Source organism: Pseudomonas sp. CBZ-4 (assembly GCF_000346755.1).
Taxonomy (GTDB): Bacteria; Pseudomonadota; Gammaproteobacteria; order Pseudomonadales; family Pseudomonadaceae; genus Aquipseudomonas.
Genome location: NZ_ANNV01000058.1, coordinates 1 through 15,647, shown reverse-complemented (window position 1 = coordinate 15,647; position 15,647 = coordinate 1). Strand labels below are relative to the sequence as shown.

At 63.2% G+C, this 15,647-nt stretch carries 15 protein-coding genes and 1 pseudogene; 6 read left to right on the top strand and 10 right to left on the bottom strand.

Features of this window, described 5'->3' with window-relative positions; translation table 11 throughout:
* Window positions 1-51: 51 nt before the first annotated feature.
* Both B348_RS0107310 and B348_RS0107305 read left to right on the top strand, forming a co-directional pair.
* Window positions 52-481, top strand: a pseudogene (locus tag B348_RS0107310) (hypothetical protein); the annotation flags it as partial.
* A 2-nt stretch (window positions 482-483) separates the two neighbouring features.
* Window positions 484-846 carry a hypothetical protein gene (locus tag B348_RS0107305; protein ID WP_026136626.1) on the top strand — a complete coding sequence of 121 codons (363 nt, stop codon included), beginning with the start codon at window positions 484-486 and terminating at the stop codon, window positions 844-846.
* 1 nt (window position 847) lies between these two features.
* On the opposite strand, the gene B348_RS0107300 is transcribed toward B348_RS0107305, so the two are convergent.
* The 6 genes from B348_RS0107300 to B348_RS0107275 form a co-directional block, all read right to left on the bottom strand.
* Complete coding sequence (locus tag B348_RS0107300) at window positions 848-1,948, bottom strand: SMP-30/gluconolactonase/LRE family protein (RefSeq protein ID WP_017735486.1); 1,101 nt, start codon at window positions 1,946-1,948, stop codon at window positions 848-850.
* 72 nt (window positions 1,949-2,020) lie between these two features.
* On the bottom strand, window positions 2,021-2,884 hold the full coding sequence (locus tag B348_RS0107295) for a LysR family transcriptional regulator (RefSeq protein WP_017735485.1): 864 nt from the start codon (window positions 2,882-2,884) through the stop codon (window positions 2,021-2,023).
* A 133-nt stretch (window positions 2,885-3,017) separates the two neighbouring features.
* Window positions 3,018-3,767, bottom strand: a complete 750-nt coding sequence (locus B348_RS0107290; protein ID WP_017735484.1) for an alpha/beta fold hydrolase — start codon at window positions 3,765-3,767, stop codon at window positions 3,018-3,020.
* 107 nt (window positions 3,768-3,874) lie between these two features.
* On the bottom strand, window positions 3,875-5,275 hold the full coding sequence (locus B348_RS0107285) for an efflux transporter outer membrane subunit (protein ID WP_017735483.1): 1,401 nt from the start codon (window positions 5,273-5,275) through the stop codon (window positions 3,875-3,877).
* Window positions 5,268-7,241, bottom strand: coding sequence for a MacB family efflux pump subunit (locus tag B348_RS0107280; RefSeq protein ID WP_017735482.1), 1,974 nt, complete (start codon window positions 7,239-7,241; stop codon window positions 5,268-5,270). Before B348_RS0107280 ends, B348_RS0107285 begins: the two co-directional genes overlap by 8 nt.
* Before the next feature lies 1 nt (window position 7,242).
* Complete coding sequence (locus B348_RS0107275) at window positions 7,243-8,412, bottom strand: efflux RND transporter periplasmic adaptor subunit (RefSeq protein ID WP_017735481.1); 1,170 nt, start codon at window positions 8,410-8,412, stop codon at window positions 7,243-7,245.
* A gap of 226 nt (window positions 8,413-8,638) precedes the next feature.
* Here B348_RS0107275 and B348_RS0107270 point away from each other — a divergent pair, with 226 nt between their 5' ends.
* From B348_RS0107270 to B348_RS0107255, 4 genes are all read left to right on the top strand, one after another.
* Window positions 8,639-9,154, top strand: a complete 516-nt coding sequence (locus tag B348_RS0107270; RefSeq protein ID WP_256204166.1) for a sigma-70 family RNA polymerase sigma factor — start codon at window positions 8,639-8,641, stop codon at window positions 9,152-9,154.
* 120 nt (window positions 9,155-9,274) lie between these two features.
* Complete coding sequence (locus tag B348_RS0107265; RefSeq protein ID WP_017735479.1) at window positions 9,275-10,612, top strand: lysine N(6)-hydroxylase/L-ornithine N(5)-oxygenase family protein; 1,338 nt, start codon at window positions 9,275-9,277, stop codon at window positions 10,610-10,612.
* A gap of 66 nt (window positions 10,613-10,678) precedes the next feature.
* Window positions 10,679-11,899 (top strand): putative DNA modification/repair radical SAM protein, encoded by a 1,221-nt coding sequence (locus B348_RS0107260; protein ID WP_017735478.1) that lies wholly within the window; start codon window positions 10,679-10,681, stop codon window positions 11,897-11,899.
* Window positions 11,896-12,777 (top strand): TIGR03915 family putative DNA repair protein, encoded by an 882-nt coding sequence (locus tag B348_RS0107255; protein ID WP_017735477.1) that lies wholly within the window; start codon window positions 11,896-11,898, stop codon window positions 12,775-12,777. The genes B348_RS0107260 and B348_RS0107255 overlap by 4 nt, the downstream gene beginning before the upstream one ends.
* A gap of 67 nt (window positions 12,778-12,844) precedes the next feature.
* Here the strand turns inward: B348_RS0107255 and B348_RS0107250 are convergent, their stop codons facing one another.
* From B348_RS0107250 to B348_RS0107235, 4 genes are read right to left on the bottom strand one after another with little or no spacing between them, the layout of a single operon-like run.
* Complete coding sequence (locus tag B348_RS0107250; RefSeq protein WP_016974875.1) at window positions 12,845-13,342, bottom strand: Lrp/AsnC family transcriptional regulator; 498 nt, start codon at window positions 13,340-13,342, stop codon at window positions 12,845-12,847.
* Between the two features lie 5 nt (window positions 13,343-13,347).
* The gene (locus tag B348_RS0107245) at window positions 13,348-14,178 is read right to left on the bottom strand and encodes an ABC transporter ATP-binding protein (RefSeq protein ID WP_017735476.1); all 831 of its coding nucleotides are present in this window, start codon (window positions 14,176-14,178) and stop codon (window positions 13,348-13,350) included.
* A gap of 3 nt (window positions 14,179-14,181) precedes the next feature.
* Window positions 14,182-14,895, bottom strand: coding sequence for an ABC transporter permease (locus B348_RS0107240; protein ID WP_017735475.1), 714 nt, complete (start codon window positions 14,893-14,895; stop codon window positions 14,182-14,184).
* The gene (locus tag B348_RS0107235; RefSeq protein WP_017735474.1) at window positions 14,892-15,593 is read right to left on the bottom strand and encodes an ABC transporter permease; all 702 of its coding nucleotides are present in this window, start codon (window positions 15,591-15,593) and stop codon (window positions 14,892-14,894) included. The genes B348_RS0107240 and B348_RS0107235 overlap by 4 nt, the downstream gene beginning before the upstream one ends.
* Between the last annotated feature and the right edge of the window lie 54 nt (window positions 15,594-15,647).

Here is a 15,647-nt window from a genome sequence, read left to right as displayed (position 1 = left end):
CCATCTCCAGTGGATTCGGGATGTGGGGCATGGCGCAGGGCTATATCAACATTGCTGGACACCCAGGTGCGCGGCGCGGCGCGGTTTGGCACGGGGTTGCGCGGGAATCAGTCGTTGAAGCACGTGCTGGGAATTTCCACCAAGAGCTATTTGCACAAGGGCGAGATCGATGGGTATGCCAAGCGCATGGCGGCGATTGCGCGGGCGTCGAAGTGGTTGGGGAAGGGCACGTATGTGGGGTTGGCGATGGATGTGGGCGTTGCGGGGTTGAAGATCAAGGAGGCGTGTGTGGGGGGGCGGGATGCGCAGTATCGTGTTGGCGGTAGGTTTGAAAGAGCGCAGCGGGCTGGCCTGTGGAATTATTGGCGGTGCAGCAGGAGGGTATGCAGGAGGCTCTTTGTTTGGCGAAGGCGGTGCCTTTCTGGGTGGGAAGATCATAGAAGCCGAGGGGAAATTCATCTTTGAGCCGGAGGGAGCATGACAATGTCATTTTTTCTCGGTTACACCATCGTGTTAATGGCTGGGGTTTTCGTCATCTGGGGACTGATGCTCTTCGCGAAATATAGAAAACTCGACGAGCTGGAAAGCTACTTCAATGAAAACGAAAAGGTTCGTAGACATAAGCGTTTTTGGGGAAGAAACCAGCCTATAGACAAGTCTCAGCGTATGGGCCTGATGGTCGATTTTTTATCCGACTCAAAGTACTTTGTGAAGGCAGGCCTCGTGACCGAAGCCGAACTGGCATCTGTTCCTCTCGCCCTCAAACGCTGGGCGCTGTGGCCCCACCGCTTAGCGGTGATCTGGTTTTTTGCATCCGTCATCTGGTCCATCTGGCACAACTGGTGACTCACTCCCCCACAATCGCCACCCCCAACGCCACCCGCGCCATCCCCGTCCCCTTCAACGACCCCAGGTACAGCCACTCCCCATATTCCCGCGCCGTAGTGATCGGCGAGTAATTCCCCGCGCTGCCATCCTGCAAGTTCGCAATCACCTTGCCCTCGACATCCAGCCCCAACACAAACGCCCTGTGCTCGATCGGCTTGGGCACCACCATCAACGCCCGCACCATCACCTTGCGCAGCATCGGGTACCCGGCAAAGCTATCCAGCAGCGGATTGCGCGGCGAATACAGCGCCACCCAGAAACGATCCCGGCCATTGAAACTGAGGTTGTCCGGCAAGCCCGGCAGGTTGTCGATAAACAGGTCATGGCTGCCGGCACGTTCGCCCTTGAGCCAGTAGCGGCTGATGCGATAAGCACCGGTTTCATTCACCAGCACGTAGTCTTCGTCCGGGCCCAGGGCCACGCCGTTGGCGAATTGCAGATGTTCCAGCAACACCTCGGTGCTGGCGTTGCTGAAGTCATAGCGCAGCAGCCGACCGTCGCCGCCGTGTTCGATCACCGCTTCGCCATCCTGGCCGTAACCCCAGCGGCTCGACGCATCGCTGAAATACGCGTAGCGCCCACTGGCATCCACGGTCACGTCATCGGTAAAGCCGAAGGGCACGCCGTTGGCCGTGGTGCTCAGGGTCGTGAGTTGGCGGTTGGCATCCAGCGCGAGCAGGCCCTTGAGCGCGTCGGCAATGATCAAGCGCCCATCCGGGTGCAGCGCCAGGCCCAGGGGGCGCCCACCGGTGTTGGCCAGCACTTCCAGGGTGTCGCTGCCCGGCGCGGTGCGGATGATGCGCCCGTCATGCAGCCCGCTGAGCAGGAAACCCTCGGCATCCAGCACCAGCGCTTCGGGCCCGGCGATGCCCTGGGCGCCGGTTTTTTCTACGCCCTTGAGGCGGTGGTTTGCGGCGTAGGGCCCGTGCGTCATCGACGGCGCCTCTGGCGGCGCCCAGTTCACCGGTTGCACCTTGGTGGGCATCAGCAACAGAAAGGCCACCACCGCCAACAGCAGCACAAAGAGCAGATGACGCAGTTTTCGTGAGCGGGTACGCATGCCGACTCCTGGCTTTTTTGATGGTGCTTGAGCGTAGTCCGGCTTGGAAAATCTGCTAGTTGCGTTTGTGTTTCAAAGTACTGGGTCCCAGCGTTGCGACCAGTCACTCTCGGCCTTGACCACACCACGCAACAACTCCAGCGCCTGCTGCAACACCGCGGAGTCCCGCGCTCGCGAATACACCAGGTAGGTGGGGAAACTGAACTCCGGCGCCTTTGGCACGCGGCGCATCAGGCCGCTGTCCAGGTAGCTCTGCACCACCCGCGTGCGGAAGTACCCGGCACCGCCGTTTTCGAGGATGTACTGCAAGGCCAATGGCCCTAGATTGAAACTCAACGCCGCACGCGCCTTGTCGGGCAGGGCGGCGTCATGCTGCTGGCGAAAGCCCGGGCCCCAGTCGATATACACGTAGGGCACCGGCTTGCTGACCAACTGCACCAGGATCAGTTTTTCTTCCAGCACCTGCTCCACCTGCAACCCCGGCCAGTATTGCGGTTGGAACACCAGCGCAGCGTCGAGTACCCCCAGTTCCAGTTGGCGCAGCAGGTACTCGCCCTCGCGCACTTCGGTGCGCAACGCATGCCCGGGGATATGCTCACGCAGCGCCTGGGCCCAGCCGAGCATCAAGGGATTGCACAGGCTGACCTCGCCGCCGATATGCAGCACATTGCGATAACCCTCGGGCAACGGCAGGTCACGGCGCGCCGCTTCCCAGGTTTGCAGCAGCTGGTTGGCGTAGACCACGAAGGCTTCGCCGTCGGCGGTCAGGCGGGCGCCGGCGCGGTTGCGGATGAAGAGGGTGCTGCCGAGCTGGCTCTCCAGGCTTTTGACCCGCGCGGTGATGGCGGTCTGGGTGACGTGCAGTTTCTCGGCCGCCGCGGCGAGGCTGCCGCAGCGGGTGATTTCGAGGAAGGTGCGTGCCAGTTCGATGTCCATGAAGCCCCCGGATAATGAATGGGGGCATTGTAGTGGTGTGGGCGCTGGCTTGCCTGCGATACAAGCCCCTCGGTGTTTCAGTCACACCCCGGTGATGCTATCGCAGGCAAGCCAGCTCACATTGATTGTCTTTTCACTCCCAACCACTCGGGTCGAGGCAGCGTGTGGACGGTGGCGGTTGCTTGCCATAGATCAGGAAGTCGCCGACCCATTGGTTCACGCAGCCGCTGGAGCCGGGCGTGACGGGTTCCCTGAGGTGCAGTTGGTCTACCAGCGGCGCGGTTGTCTCGCCGGGAGCGGTGTTGACCAGCACCATGCGCGCGACACGCTCGGGAAACAGCGTGGCGTAGCGATTGCCCAGGCGTGTGGCGTCGGCGCTGCCCAGGTAATGCAACTGAGGCTCGTTGAGTTGGGCGCGAACGAACTCCATGTCCCTGGCTGCGTGTTCGACCCCGTTCTCCTGGTTGAGGTCGCGGGACGTGAGTTCGATGACGTCGTAGCGATTGAGCAAAGTGCGATAGGCCTGGGTGGCATGGGCGCCCCAATTGCCCGCCAGGGAGATCGCGAAGGTACCGCTGTGATTGGCCTGGGGGCTGTTGCCGGGCTGGGCGAAGACCACGCCCTCGCGGCTCAGCGGGTCGCGGGCGCCAACGCGGGTCAGGTACAGGCGCAGGCTGCCTTGGCGGGGCGCCGCGTAATTGCGTGGCACGGTGACGATGGCGCACTGGGTGCGCTCCAGTACGTCGGGTTGCAGGTGGGCAAGGGCGGGGAGATGGCAGTCCAGCTGCCAGTCGATGGCGGTGGGACGGATCAGCGGCACGCCGTGGGCAAGGTTTGCCGCCAGCCACAGAGCTGCGCACATCAAGGTTTTTGCGACAGTCATCAAGAGGTCCCGGGCAGCCGTGAGATAGCGGCTTTTTTACCAAGGACCCGGGGTTGATGAATGTAGGTTGAGCAGACGCCAGGTGTACGAAATTGGACTTTCGTTTATCAGATATCGGTTTTCCAACCGCCACCCAATGCCTTGTACAAGGCAATGCTGGCTTGTAGCCGAGACAGCCGCAGTTGCACGTTCAAGTCCTGGGCCGCGTACAGGGTGCGCTGGGTTTCGAGGACCGTCAGCAAGTCCTCGGCGCCCGCCTGGTAGCGGCTTTCGGCGATGCCGAAGGCGGTCTGCGCCTGCTGCAGTTCCTCGGTTTGCCATTGCCGTTGCTGGTCGAGGCGCGTGATGCTGCTGAGAGCCTTTTCCACATCGGCAAAGCCATTGATGATCGCGCCGCGATAGGTGTGCAGCAGCTCATCCTGGCGCGCGCGGGCCTTGTCACGCTCGGCGCTTAAACGGCCGTTGTTGAAGATCGGCGCCACCAGCCCGGAGGTCAGGGTGTAGAACGGGCTGCGCAGGATTTCGTTGGCCTTGTAGGCGCCACTGCCGAGGGTGGCGCCCAAGGTCACGGTGGGCAGCATGGCGGCGCGGGCGACCGTCACATCGGCGCTTGCCGCCGCCAGTTGCGCCTCGGCCTGGGCCAGGTCGGGGCGGCGGCTGAGCAACTGGCTCGGCACACCCGGGCCGATGCTCGGCCAGCTCAGCGTCTGGAATGCCTCGTTGCCCAGGTCCACGGTTTGCACCGGCTGGCCGAGCAGGGCGGCGAGGGTGATCTGGGATTCTTCGGCCAACTGCTGGATCAACGGCAATTGCCGCTGCTGGCTGGCCACCAGGCTTTTCTGCTGGGCCAGTTCCAGGGCGGTGGCGGAACCGGCGTTGTAGCGGGTCTGCACCAGGTCGAGCACGTTGCGCGCATTGGCCAGGTTGAGCTCGGCAATCTGTTGGCGCTGGCGCGCGGCGAGGGTTTGCGCGTAGCGGTCGGCGACGTTGCTGAGCAGGGTCAGCTCCACCGTGGCGCGGTCGAACTCGCTGGCGCGCAAGGTCTGTACCGCGCTGTCACGGGCGGCGGCGCGGCCGCCCCAGAAGTCCAATTCATAGCTGGCGGTGAGGTTGGCGTCGAAGCTGTTGACGGTGTTGTTGCTTTCGGTGGCATTCAGGTCCGAATTGCCGCTGCCGCGCAGCAGCCGTTCACGGCTGGCGGTGAGGTTGAAATTCACCTCGGGCAGCAGCGGCGCGCCGGCGATCACCGCGCTGGCCTGGGCCTGGCGCACGCGGGCCATGGCGGCGGCCACGTCAAAACTGTCGCGCCGCGCCTGGTCGATCAAGCGGTTGAGTTGCGGGCTGGCGAATTGCGTCCACCAACGGCTGTTGGTGGCCTGCGCCGCATCCCGTTCGGCATATTGCCAGGCGGCGGGTGCGGCGATGCCGCTGTCTGTAGCGGGCGGCTGACCGGCGCAGGCGCTGAGCAACAGGCACAGGCCGGGCAGGTAAAGGGAGGATTTATTCACTGGTCAACGCCTTAACCGGATCGAGCCGGGCAGCTTTACGGGCCGGCATAAAGCCGAAGATGACACCGGTGACCAGCGCACAGCCAAACGCGCCGAGCACCGCCACCAGGGAAAACTGCACCGCCACTTCGGCCAGCACCAGCACGCCACCCACCAGCAAGGCGAGGGCGATGCCGAACAGGCCGCCCACCACCGAAAGCATCACCGCCTCGGTGAGGAACTGGCGCAGGATGTCGCGCTGGCGCGCCCCGGTGGCCATGCGGATACCGATTTCACGGGTGCGTTCGCGCACGGTCATCAGCATGATGTTCATCACACCAATGCCGCCCACCAGCAGCGAGATCGCGGCAATTGAACCAAGCATCAGCGACAGCGTGTTCTGCGTGCGCGCCTCGGCCTGGATCATCGCGGCGTTGTTGGTCAACTGGTAGTCGCGCTTGCCGTTGTGCAGCTTGAGCATCAACTGGTCGATGGCCTGTTCAGCCTCGTGGACCTTGCGCGCATCGGCGGCGGCAATCGCCACGTATTCCGGGTTGTAGGTGCCGAACAGGCGCACGCTGGCGGCGGTGTAGGGGATGGCGACGCGGTCGTCGCTGTCCTTGTTGCCAGAGCTGGAGCCCTTTTCCGCGAGCACGCCGATCACCTGGAACGGCACGTTTTCGATGAGGATGTATTGGCCGATGGGCGTTGGCACGTCCTTGAACAGTTTCTCGCGGATACGATGACCGATCACCGCAACGGTGGCGCCGGCGCGTTCATCCGCCTCGGTGAAGTAACTGCCCTCGACCACCGGCCAGTTGAAGATGTCCGGGAAGTTGATGTCGTTGCCGCCCACATACGCCAGGTAGTCGAGGTTGCCGAAACGAATCCCGGCGTCGCTGCCATTGACCGGCATGATGCGCTTGACCTGGGGCAACGCCGCCAGCGCCGCCACATCGTTGAGGGTGACGATGCCCAACGGCGTGCGCGGGTTGGGCGAAGAACCGCTGAGGTAAATGATGTTGGAGCCAAACGCGCCCATCTGCGCCATGACCTGGCGCTTGCTGCCTTCGCCCACCGCCAGCATCACCACCACCGACGCCACGCCGATGATGATCCCCAGCAAGGTCAGTGCGGTGCGGAACTTGTTGATCCACATCACCCGCCAGGCGGCCTGCACCGCGTCCACCAGTTCGGCTTTCCAGGCGCCGTTGTGCTCGGCGCCGTCGGCCAGGCGCTGGCGCAGGTCCACGGCTTGCAGGGCGTCGCTGTTGGCGATAGCCGGCACGTAGCTGGGATCGTTGGCCGAATCGCTGATGATCAGGCCGTCGCGGATCTCGATGATGCGGTTGGCCCGCGCCGCCACTTCGCGGTCGTGGGTGATCAGGATGACCACGTGGCCCTGGCTCGCCAGCTCGTCGAGCAGGATCATCACCTCGGCGCCGCTGTGGCTGTCGAGGGCGCCGGTGGGTTCGTCGGCGAGGATGATATGGCCGCCGTTCATCAGCGCGCGGGCAATCGATACGCGTTGCTGCTGGCCGCCGGAAAGCTGGTGCGGGCGATTGGCCGTGCGGTCGGCCAGGCCCAGGCGCGTGAGCAGGGCCTTGGCGCGGGCGTGGCGCTCAGTGGCGCTGATGCCGGCGTAGATGGCCGGCATCTCGACGTTTTCCTGGGCCGAGCCCGACGGGATCAGGTGGTAGCCCTGGAACACAAACCCGAAGGCTTCCCGGCGCAGCCAGGCCAGCGCGTCGCCGTCCAGGTGGGCGACATTTTCCCCGGCGAACAGGTAGTCGCCTGCGGTGGGGCGGTCGAGGCAGCCGAGGATATTCATCAGCGTCGACTTGCCAGAGCCGGACGCGCCGACAATCGCGACAAACTCGCCGGCGTGGATCGACAGGTCGATGCCGCGCAACACATCGACCTGCGGGCTGTCGCCGCCGCCGTAGGATTTGCGGATGTTCTTGAGTTCGATCAGGGGCGTGGCCAACTCAACCCCCGTTGCCGTCAGCCGGGCCGATCAGCAGGTGATCGCCTTCGTTCAAGCCTTGCAGCACCTCGACGCGCAGGCGGTCGCTGATGCCCAGGCGCACTTCACGTTCCTCGATGCTGCCGTTCTTGGCGACCACGCGAGCGATCTGCGTGTCGGCGTTGTGGCTGCCTTGCAGCGCGGCAACCGGGGCGGTGAGGGCGTCCTTGACCTGGCTGGCGACAAAAAACACCTGGGCGGTCATCTCGGCCATCAGCGTGTTGTCGGTGTTGTCCACGTCCAGCAGCACGGTGTACAGCACCACGCGGCCGGTGCCGGTCTTGCCGGCGCTGCTCGGGCTGCCGCTGCCTTGGGTTTCGTTCAGGGGCTTGGGCGGGATCGGCAGGATCTGCCGCACCGTGCTGGTCCAGCGCCGGTTGCCGCCGCTGAGGGTGGTGAAATAAGCGGTCATGCCCGGTTTGACGTGGCCGATATCGGCTTCCGAGACTTCGGCCCACACGGTCATCGGCGACAGCTTGGCGATGCGCAGGATCAGCGGGGTCTGCTGCTGGTTGTTGAGGGTCTGGCCGACACGGGCGTCCACCGCGACCACGGTGCCGTCCATGGGCGCATAGATGCGCGTGTAGCCCAACTCGGCCTCGTCGCTGCGCAGGCGGGCCTGGGCTTCGAGGATCTGCGCCTGGAACATCGCGACCCGCGCCTGGGTGGCGCTCAGTTCGGCCTTGGCGGTTTGCACGTCTTCTTCGCGGGTCGCGTTGCCGGCTTCCAGGCGTTGCTGGCGCTGGTGCTTCTGCTGCGCCAGGGCGTGCAGGGCTTTTTGTTCCTGCAACTGCGCCTTGAGGTTTTCGATGGCGTATCGGCTGGCATCGAGCTTGGCTTTTTGCGTGGACGGGTCGATTTCCACCAGCAACTGGCCTTCCTTGACGTGGTCGCCGGCCTCGACGTGGATCTTCTGGATCTGCCCGGACGCCTGGGCGCCTACGTCCACATAGCGACGGGGTTGCAGGGTGCCCAGGGCGGTGACGCTGTTTTCAATGTTGCCGCGGGTCACGGTGACGGTGGCCAGGGTGTCGCGGCCCGGAGGCAACACCTGCCAGGCCGCAACGCCGAGCAGGGGAATCAGGCACGCGATCACCAGCAGCGCGCGTCGGGCAGGTCGAGAGCGTTTCATGCTTGGGTTCCAGCCGGGGAATATCGGAGCGCAGTTGCGCAGAGCTGACAGTTAAACGAGGAAATTGCACGGGGATTTAGGCGGTTACACAAACGGTTACGCCTCCATTGCGTAAAAAAATCGTCCATTGATACGAGACTGCTTTAAAAGTAGATGAGAATTACTATAAATTGCACGCACTCAAACTGCCATCATCGTTTGGGAATCTTTCTTACAGCGCACAAGGATCGGATCCTGCCTCTCCAGGCGGTCGGGAGTCATGTTGGAAAACTACTATCGTGAGCTGGTGTGTTTCCTCAACGCCAAGCTGGGCAACCGTCAGGTGGCCGAAGATGTGGTGCATGACGCTTATGTGCGGGTGCTGGAGCGCTCCAGCGACACGCCGATCGAGCAACCCCGCGCGTTTTTGTACCGCACCGCGCTGAACCTGGTGATCGACGGGCACCGGCGCAACGCGGCGCGCCAGAACGAACCCCTGGAAGTGCTGGACGCCGAAGAGCGCTTCTCCACCTATTCGCCCCACGCCAGCCACGACCACAGCCAGCGCCTGGCCATGGTCGAGCGCGCCCTGGCGGAACTGCCGGCGGCCTGCCGCGACAGTTTCCTGCTGCGCAAGCTCGATGGCCTGTCCCACCCGCAAATCGCTGATCGCCTGGGCATTTCCCGCAGTCTCGTGGAAAAGCACATCGTCAACGCGATGAAGCACTGCCGGGTGCGGATGCGCGAGTGGGAAGGGCACTGATCGGCAATCCGTTAAATTTTATTTCACTGTCCTCGTTTCCTATCAACACACGACCTGTTGTGCAGGTCATGAAAGGTATTCCCGCCCCACCGCCAAGGGGCTTATCCAGAGGACACTGGAATGACACAGGCAATTGCTTCGCCCGCGGTTCACGACCTGATCGGTATCGGTTTCGGCCCTTCGAACCTGGCGCTGGCCATCGCCCTCCAGGAGCGCGAGAAAGCCCAGGGCAAACTGGACGTGCTGTTTCTCGACAAGCAAGCCGACTACCGCTGGCACGGCAATACCCTGGTGACCCAGAGTGAACTGCAGATTTCCTTCCTCAAGGACCTGGTCACCCTGCGCAACCCCACCAGCCCGTATTCCTTCGTCAATTACCTGAAAGCCCACGACCGTTTGGTGGATTTCATCAACCTGGGCACCTTTTATCCGTGCCGCATGGAGTACAACGACTACCTGCGCTGGGTGGCGGGGCAGTTCCAGGCCCAGGCCCATTACGGCGAGGAAGTGCTGGCCATCGAGCCGATCCTGCATCAGCAACAGGTTGAAGCGCTGCGCGTGATCTCCCGCGATGCGCTGGGCGAACAGCATGTGCGCACCACCCGTTCGGTGGTGGTCAGCGCCGGTGGCACGCCGCGCATTCCCGAGGCGTTCAAGGCACTCAAGGGCGACAGCCGCGTGTTCCACCACTCCCAATACCTGGAACGCATGGCCCAGCAGCCGTGCGTCGACGGCAAGGCAATGCGCATCGCGATCATCGGCGGCGGGCAGAGCGCGGCCGAGGCGTTTATCGACCTCAACGACAGCTTTCCGTCGGTGCAAGTCGACATGATCCTGCGCGGTTCGGCGCTCAAGCCGGCGGATGACAGCCCGTTCGTCAACGAAGTGTTCTCGCCGGCGTTCACCGACCTGGTGTTCCAGCAAGTCGGCGCCGAGCGCGAGCGCCTGGTGGCCGAGTACCAGAACACCAACTATTCGGTGGTGGACCTGGACCTGATCGAACGCATCTACGGCATCTTCTATCGCCAGAAAGTCTCCGGCATCGCCCGCCAGGCGTTCCGCACCATGACCGTGGTGGAGAAAGCCACGCCAGGCCCGCTGGGCATCGAGCTGGCGCTGCGCAACAACGCCAACGGCGAAACCAGCGTGAGCCATTACGACGCGGTGATCCTCGCCACCGGCTACGAGCGCCAGACCCACCGCGCCCTGCTGGCGCCGCTGGAAGCCTATATGGGCGACTTCGAAGTGGCCCGCGACTACCGCATCGTCACTGACGAGCGTTGCAAGGCCGGCATCTACATCCAGGGTTTCAGCCAGGCCAGCCATGGTTTGAGCGATACGTTGCTGTCGGTGCTGCCGATTCGCGCGGATGAGATTGCAGCGTCGCTGTATGAGCATGACCGCAGCCGCGGCAAGGGCCGTTCGGTGCAGGACCTGCTACTCGCTACCGCGAGCTGACAAGCTGCACTTGTGACAGGGTGGGCTGGCTGATACTGTACAAAAAACCAGTATCGGTAGCCCTCCATGCAGTTGATCGAAAAACTCAGCATCCTTGCCGACGCCGCCAAGTACGACGCGTCGTGCGCCAGTAGTGGCGCGCCCAAGCGCAGCTCCGAGGGCAAGGCCGGGCTGGGCTCCACCGATGGCATGGGCATCTGCCACAGCTACACGCCGGACGGGCGCTGCGTATCGTTGCTCAAGGTGTTGCTCACCAACTTCTGTCTCTACGACTGCCAATACTGCGTCAACCGCCGCTCCAGCGACGTGCCCCGTGCGCGCTTCAGCCCGGAGGAGGTGGTCAGCCTGACGCTGGATTTCTACCGGCGCAATTGCGTCAGCGGGCTGTTTCTCAGCTCCGGCATCATCCGCTCGTCCGACTACACCATGGAACAGTTGGTGCGCGTGGCCAAGCTGCTGCGTGAAGAACATGACTTTCGCGGCTACATCCACCTCAAGACCATTCCCGATGCCGACCCGGCGCTGATTGCCGAAGCGGGGCGTTATGCCGACCGATTAAGTGTGAATCTTGAATTGCCCACCGAGGCCAGCCTGCAAACCTTGGCGCCGGAAAAAACCGTCGTCTCGATCAAGCAGGCCATGCAGACCATCTACACCGGCGAGCAGACGGTGCTCAATGAGCCACGCGCGCCGCGTTTCGCCCCGGCTGGGCAAAGTACCCAATTGATCATTGGCGCCGACGACACCGACGACAGCACCATCCTCCACGGTGCCGAGGCGTTGTATGGCAGTTTCAAGCTGCGCCGCGTGTACTACTCGGCGTTCAGCCCCATCCCCAACAGCCCGAAAAGCGTGCCGCTCGCCGCGCCGCCGCTGATGCGCGAGCACCGCTTGTACCAGGCCGACTTCCTGTTGCGCAGCTACGGTTTCAGCGCCAATGAACTGTTCCAGGGCCCCGGCCACCTGGCGTTGGACATCGACCCCAAGCTGGCCTGGGCGCTGGAACACCGCGACGTGTTCCCGCTGGACCTGAACCGCGCCGAACCGACCCTGATCGCGCGCATTCCCGGCATCGGCCTGCGCACCACCCAGCGCCTGGTGGACCTGCGCCGCGAACGCAAGATCCGCTTCGAAGACCTGGCGCGCATGCGCTGCGTACTGGCCAAGGCCAAGCCGTTTTTCATCACCAGCGACTACCACCCGCAGCAGGCAGAGAGCACCAGCGTGCTGCTGCGTGAACAACTGCGTGACCGCCCGCAACCGCAACAAATGGGGTTGTGGGGATGATCAGCCTGGAATGCGACAACCTCTTCAGCACCTGGCGCGAACAGGCGCGCTGGCTGCTCAGCCATCAGGTCGACCCCAGCCAGGTGAGCTGGGGCGAGGCCGAGGTGGCGGACCTGTTTGCCACCGATGTGGCAATCCCGGAAGGGCTGGGGCCGTTCCAGACGCGGGTGCCCAAGGCGTTGCTGGAATTGCTGGAGTCGGCCGCCTGTTATCACGGCGAGCAGCGTTGGAGCCTGTTGTATGAAGTGCTGTGGCGCGTGAGTCATGGCGACCGTACGGCGATGTTGGCGGGGGACAAGTTGGGCAGCGAGTTGCAGCGGCGGATCAAGCAGGTCCACCGCGAGGCGCATCACCTGCATGCGTTTGTGCGGTTTATTGCGTTGCCCCCGGAAGCGGGCGCCGAGTTGCCGGAGTATGTGGCGTGGCATGAGCCGGCCCACGATATCCTGCGGTCTGCGAGCGAGCATTTTGTCGGGCGCATGGGCCGCCATCGCTGGATGATCGCCACGCCGTTGGACGGGGTGTATTACGACGGAGAGCAGCTCATTCATCAGCGTGAGTGCCCCGAGGCGTGGCGGCAGTTGGCGCAGAATGTCGAGGACCCCCACAGCGCGATGTGGTTGACCTACTACAGCCATATCTTCAATCCGGCGCGGTTGAATCCCAAGGTGATGGAAGGGCACTTGCCGAGCCGGTTCTGGAAGAACCTGCCGGAGGGCAAGTTGATCCCGGGGTTGATCAGCGAGGCGCGGACGGGGAAGCAGAAGGATGGGCAGGCCAGGCTGATTGGCGCCAAACCGGGTAAAAGAATTGCGAACCCGATCAATGTGGGAGCTGGCTTGCCTGCGATGGCGGTGGGCCAGTTAAATCAGGTGTGACTGATATACCGCTATCGCAGGCAAGCCAGCTCCCACATTGGAGCTTCATTGTTTTGGAGATAGGGGTTCAGGCCAGCTCGGTCGCGGTGTTTTTGACGACCGCCAACTCCGGATGCGCCACCAACTTATCAATATGCAACTCGTCATTGTTCAACCAAGTCTCCGTCAGCACCCGGTAGTGCTCCATATCCCGGCAACGCATGCGCAGGCTGTAGTCGAACGGCCCGCTGATCAGCTGGCATTCGAATACCTGCGGGCAGGCTTTGACGCAGGCTTCAAAGGCCTTTTGCGCCGAGCGCCCGCTCTGGTTGGACAAGGCCACCAGCACCAGCAAGGACAACCCCGGCGAGACCATCTGCACATCGATGATCGCCCCGTACCCGCGAATCACCCCGCGTCGCTCCAGCTTGCGCACGCGCTCCAGGCAGGGCCTGGGGGTGAGGTGCACCAGCGACGAGAGCTTTTCGTAGGTGATACGCCCCTGGTGGCGCAGCACTTCGATGATGGCTTCATCGATGCGATCCAGCGCAGGGGAGGAATGGGGTCCGTTGGCCTTGGTATCCATGGGTTTCACTTCAGACGATTGGAAAGAAATTGCTGCAAGCGCTCGCTGCTGGGATGGTCAAGGATCTCGGCACCGCCTTGTTCCTCGACCCGGCCCTGATGCAAGAACAGCACTTGGCTGGACACCTGGCGGGCAAAGCCCATCTCGTGGGTGACCATCAGCATGGTACGACCTTCCTCGGCCAACGTCTGTATGACTTTGAGGACTTCTCCTACAAGTTCCGGGTCAAGGGCGGAGGTCGGTTCATCGAACAGGATGATCTCCGGTTCCATGGCCAGGGCACGGGCAATCGCCACGCGTTGCTGTTGCCCACCGGACAGGAACGCCGGGTACTGATCGGCCACGCGGCCCGGCAGGCCGACCTTGTCCAAATACATCCGCGCGCGTTTTTCCGCCTCGGCGGCGCTGACGCCCAACACCCGGCGCGGGGCCATGGTGATGTTTTCCAGCACGGTCATGTGGCTCCACAGGTTGAAGTGCTGGAACACCATGGCCAGGCGTGTGCGCAGGTTTTGCAGTTGGGCCTGGTGCGGCGCGCGGGTGCCGGCGCGGCCGGGCTGCATTTCGATGCTGATGCCGTCGAGGGTGATGACCCCGGCGTCCGGTTGTTCGAGAAAGTTGATGCAGCGCAGCATCGTGCTTTTGCCCGAGCCGCTGGCGCCGATCAGGCTGATCACATCGCCGTTGCGCGCATTGACGGACACGCCCTTGAGCACTTCGTGGTCGCCGTAGCGTTTGTGGATGCCTTCGACTTGCAGCTTGACGGCGGCGGTGCTGGTGTTGGCAGCGGGTGTATCCATGGGGTATGCGGCCAGGGCCTGCGCGGACTGATTCATGGGTTAGCCTCGGGTAGGAACAAGAAAACGCATCCAGCGACGTTCGGCCAGTCGGAACAGGCCCACCAGTGCAAAGGACAGCAGCATGTACAGCAGGGCGGCGATGCCAAACGCCTGGAACGTGAGGAACGTCTCGGCATTCGCGTCGCGGGCCACCTTGAGGATGTCGGCGACGGTGGCGGTAAACGCCAGGGAGGTGGCGTGCAGCATCAGGATCATTTCATTGCTGTAGGCCGGTAACGCACGGCGCAGAGCGGCGGGCACCACGACGAACAGGTTCAGCCGCCAGCCGTGCAGGCCGTAGGCGCGGGCCGCTTCGATTTCGCCGTGGGGGATATTGCGGATCGCCCCGGCGAAGATTTCCACGGTGTAGGCGCAGGTGTTCAGCACAAACGCCAGCAGGGTGCAGTTCAGCGCATTGCGGAAAAACTGGTTGAGCAGGGCGTTGTCCTGCACCACCTCCAGGCTGTACAGCCCGGTGTAGCAAATCAGCAGTTGGATATACAGCGGCGTGCCGCGGAACAGGTAGGTGTAGACCTCCACCGGCCAGCGCAACCAGAAGTGCTCGGACACCCGCGCCAGCGCCAACGGGATCGACAGGCAAAACCCAAGCACCACCGAGACGATGAACAGCCACAATGTCATGGCCACGCCGGACAAACCCGCGCCATCGCTGAACAGGTAGGCCAGGCCGTATTGCTGGAACAGTTCGATCATCGCGCCATCCCCTTGATGCCGAGGTTGTAGCGCCGTTCGAGGCGCTTGAAGATGCGGTTGGAGAGGGTGGTGATCACCAGGTACACCAGGCCCGCGAGGATCAGGAAATACAGCGGCTCGTTGGTGGTCTTGCCGGCGTTCTGCGCGGCCTTGACCAGGTCCGACAGGCCGATGATCGACACCAGCGCGGTGGACTTGAGCAACACCAGCCAGTTATTGCCCAGGCCCGGCAGGGCAAAGCGCATCAGTTGCGGGAACAGCACCAGGTGGAAACGCTGCCAGCGGCTCAGGCCGTAGGCGGTGGCTGCCTCCAATTGGCCGGCGGGCACGCTGAGGATTGCGCCACGGAAGTTCTCGGTGAAATAGGCGCCGTAGATAAAGCCCAGGGTCACCACGCCAGCGGTGAACGGGTCGATTTCAAAGTAGTCCCAGCCGGCCATTTCGCTGAGGTCGTTGAGCCACAGTTGCAGGCTGTAGAAGATCAGCAGGATCAGCACCAGGTCCGGCACGCTGCGGATCAGCGTGGTGTACAGCGTGGCCGGCAGCCGCAGCCATTTCGCGCGGGACAGCTTGGCACCGGCGGCGATCAGGCCCAGGACGAGGCTCAGGGCCAGGGCGAGGAACGACAGCTTGAGCGTCATCCACGCGCCTTGGGCGAGCATGGGGCCGTAGCCCTGCAGGTTTAGGAATTCGTTCATGGGAAATATCTCGAAGAAGCGCACAGATTTACTGTGGGAGCTGGCTTGCCTGCG

Bases quoted from the DNA above. Each gene is read 5' to 3' on its own strand.
- B348_RS0107305 (WP_026136626.1), top strand. From the start codon at position 484: ATGTCATTTTTTCTCGGTTACACCATCGTGTTAATGGCTGGGGTTTTC.
- B348_RS0107300 (WP_017735486.1), bottom strand. From the start codon at position 1,948: ATGCGTACCCGCTCACGAAAACTGCGTCATCTGCTCTTTGTGCTGCTG.
- B348_RS0107295 (WP_017735485.1), bottom strand. From the start codon at position 2,884: ATGGACATCGAACTGGCACGCACCTTCCTCGAAATCACCCGCTGCGGC.
- B348_RS0107290 (WP_017735484.1), bottom strand. From the start codon at position 3,767: ATGACTGTCGCAAAAACCTTGATGTGCGCAGCTCTGTGGCTGGCGGCA.
- B348_RS0107275 (WP_017735481.1), bottom strand. From the start codon at position 8,412: ATGAAACGCTCTCGACCTGCCCGACGCGCGCTGCTGGTGATCGCGTGC.
- B348_RS0107265 (WP_017735479.1), top strand. From the start codon at position 9,275: ATGACACAGGCAATTGCTTCGCCCGCGGTTCACGACCTGATCGGTATC.
- B348_RS0107260 (WP_017735478.1), top strand. From the start codon at position 10,679: ATGCAGTTGATCGAAAAACTCAGCATCCTTGCCGACGCCGCCAAGTAC.
- B348_RS0107255 (WP_017735477.1), top strand. From the start codon at position 11,896: ATGATCAGCCTGGAATGCGACAACCTCTTCAGCACCTGGCGCGAACAG.
- B348_RS0107250 (WP_016974875.1), bottom strand. From the start codon at position 13,342: ATGGATACCAAGGCCAACGGACCCCATTCCTCCCCTGCGCTGGATCGC.
- B348_RS0107245 (WP_017735476.1), bottom strand. From the start codon at position 14,178: ATGAATCAGTCCGCGCAGGCCCTGGCCGCATACCCCATGGATACACCC.
- B348_RS0107240 (WP_017735475.1), bottom strand. From the start codon at position 14,895: ATGATCGAACTGTTCCAGCAATACGGCCTGGCCTACCTGTTCAGCGAT.
- B348_RS0107235 (WP_017735474.1), bottom strand. From the start codon at position 15,593: ATGAACGAATTCCTAAACCTGCAGGGCTACGGCCCCATGCTCGCCCAA.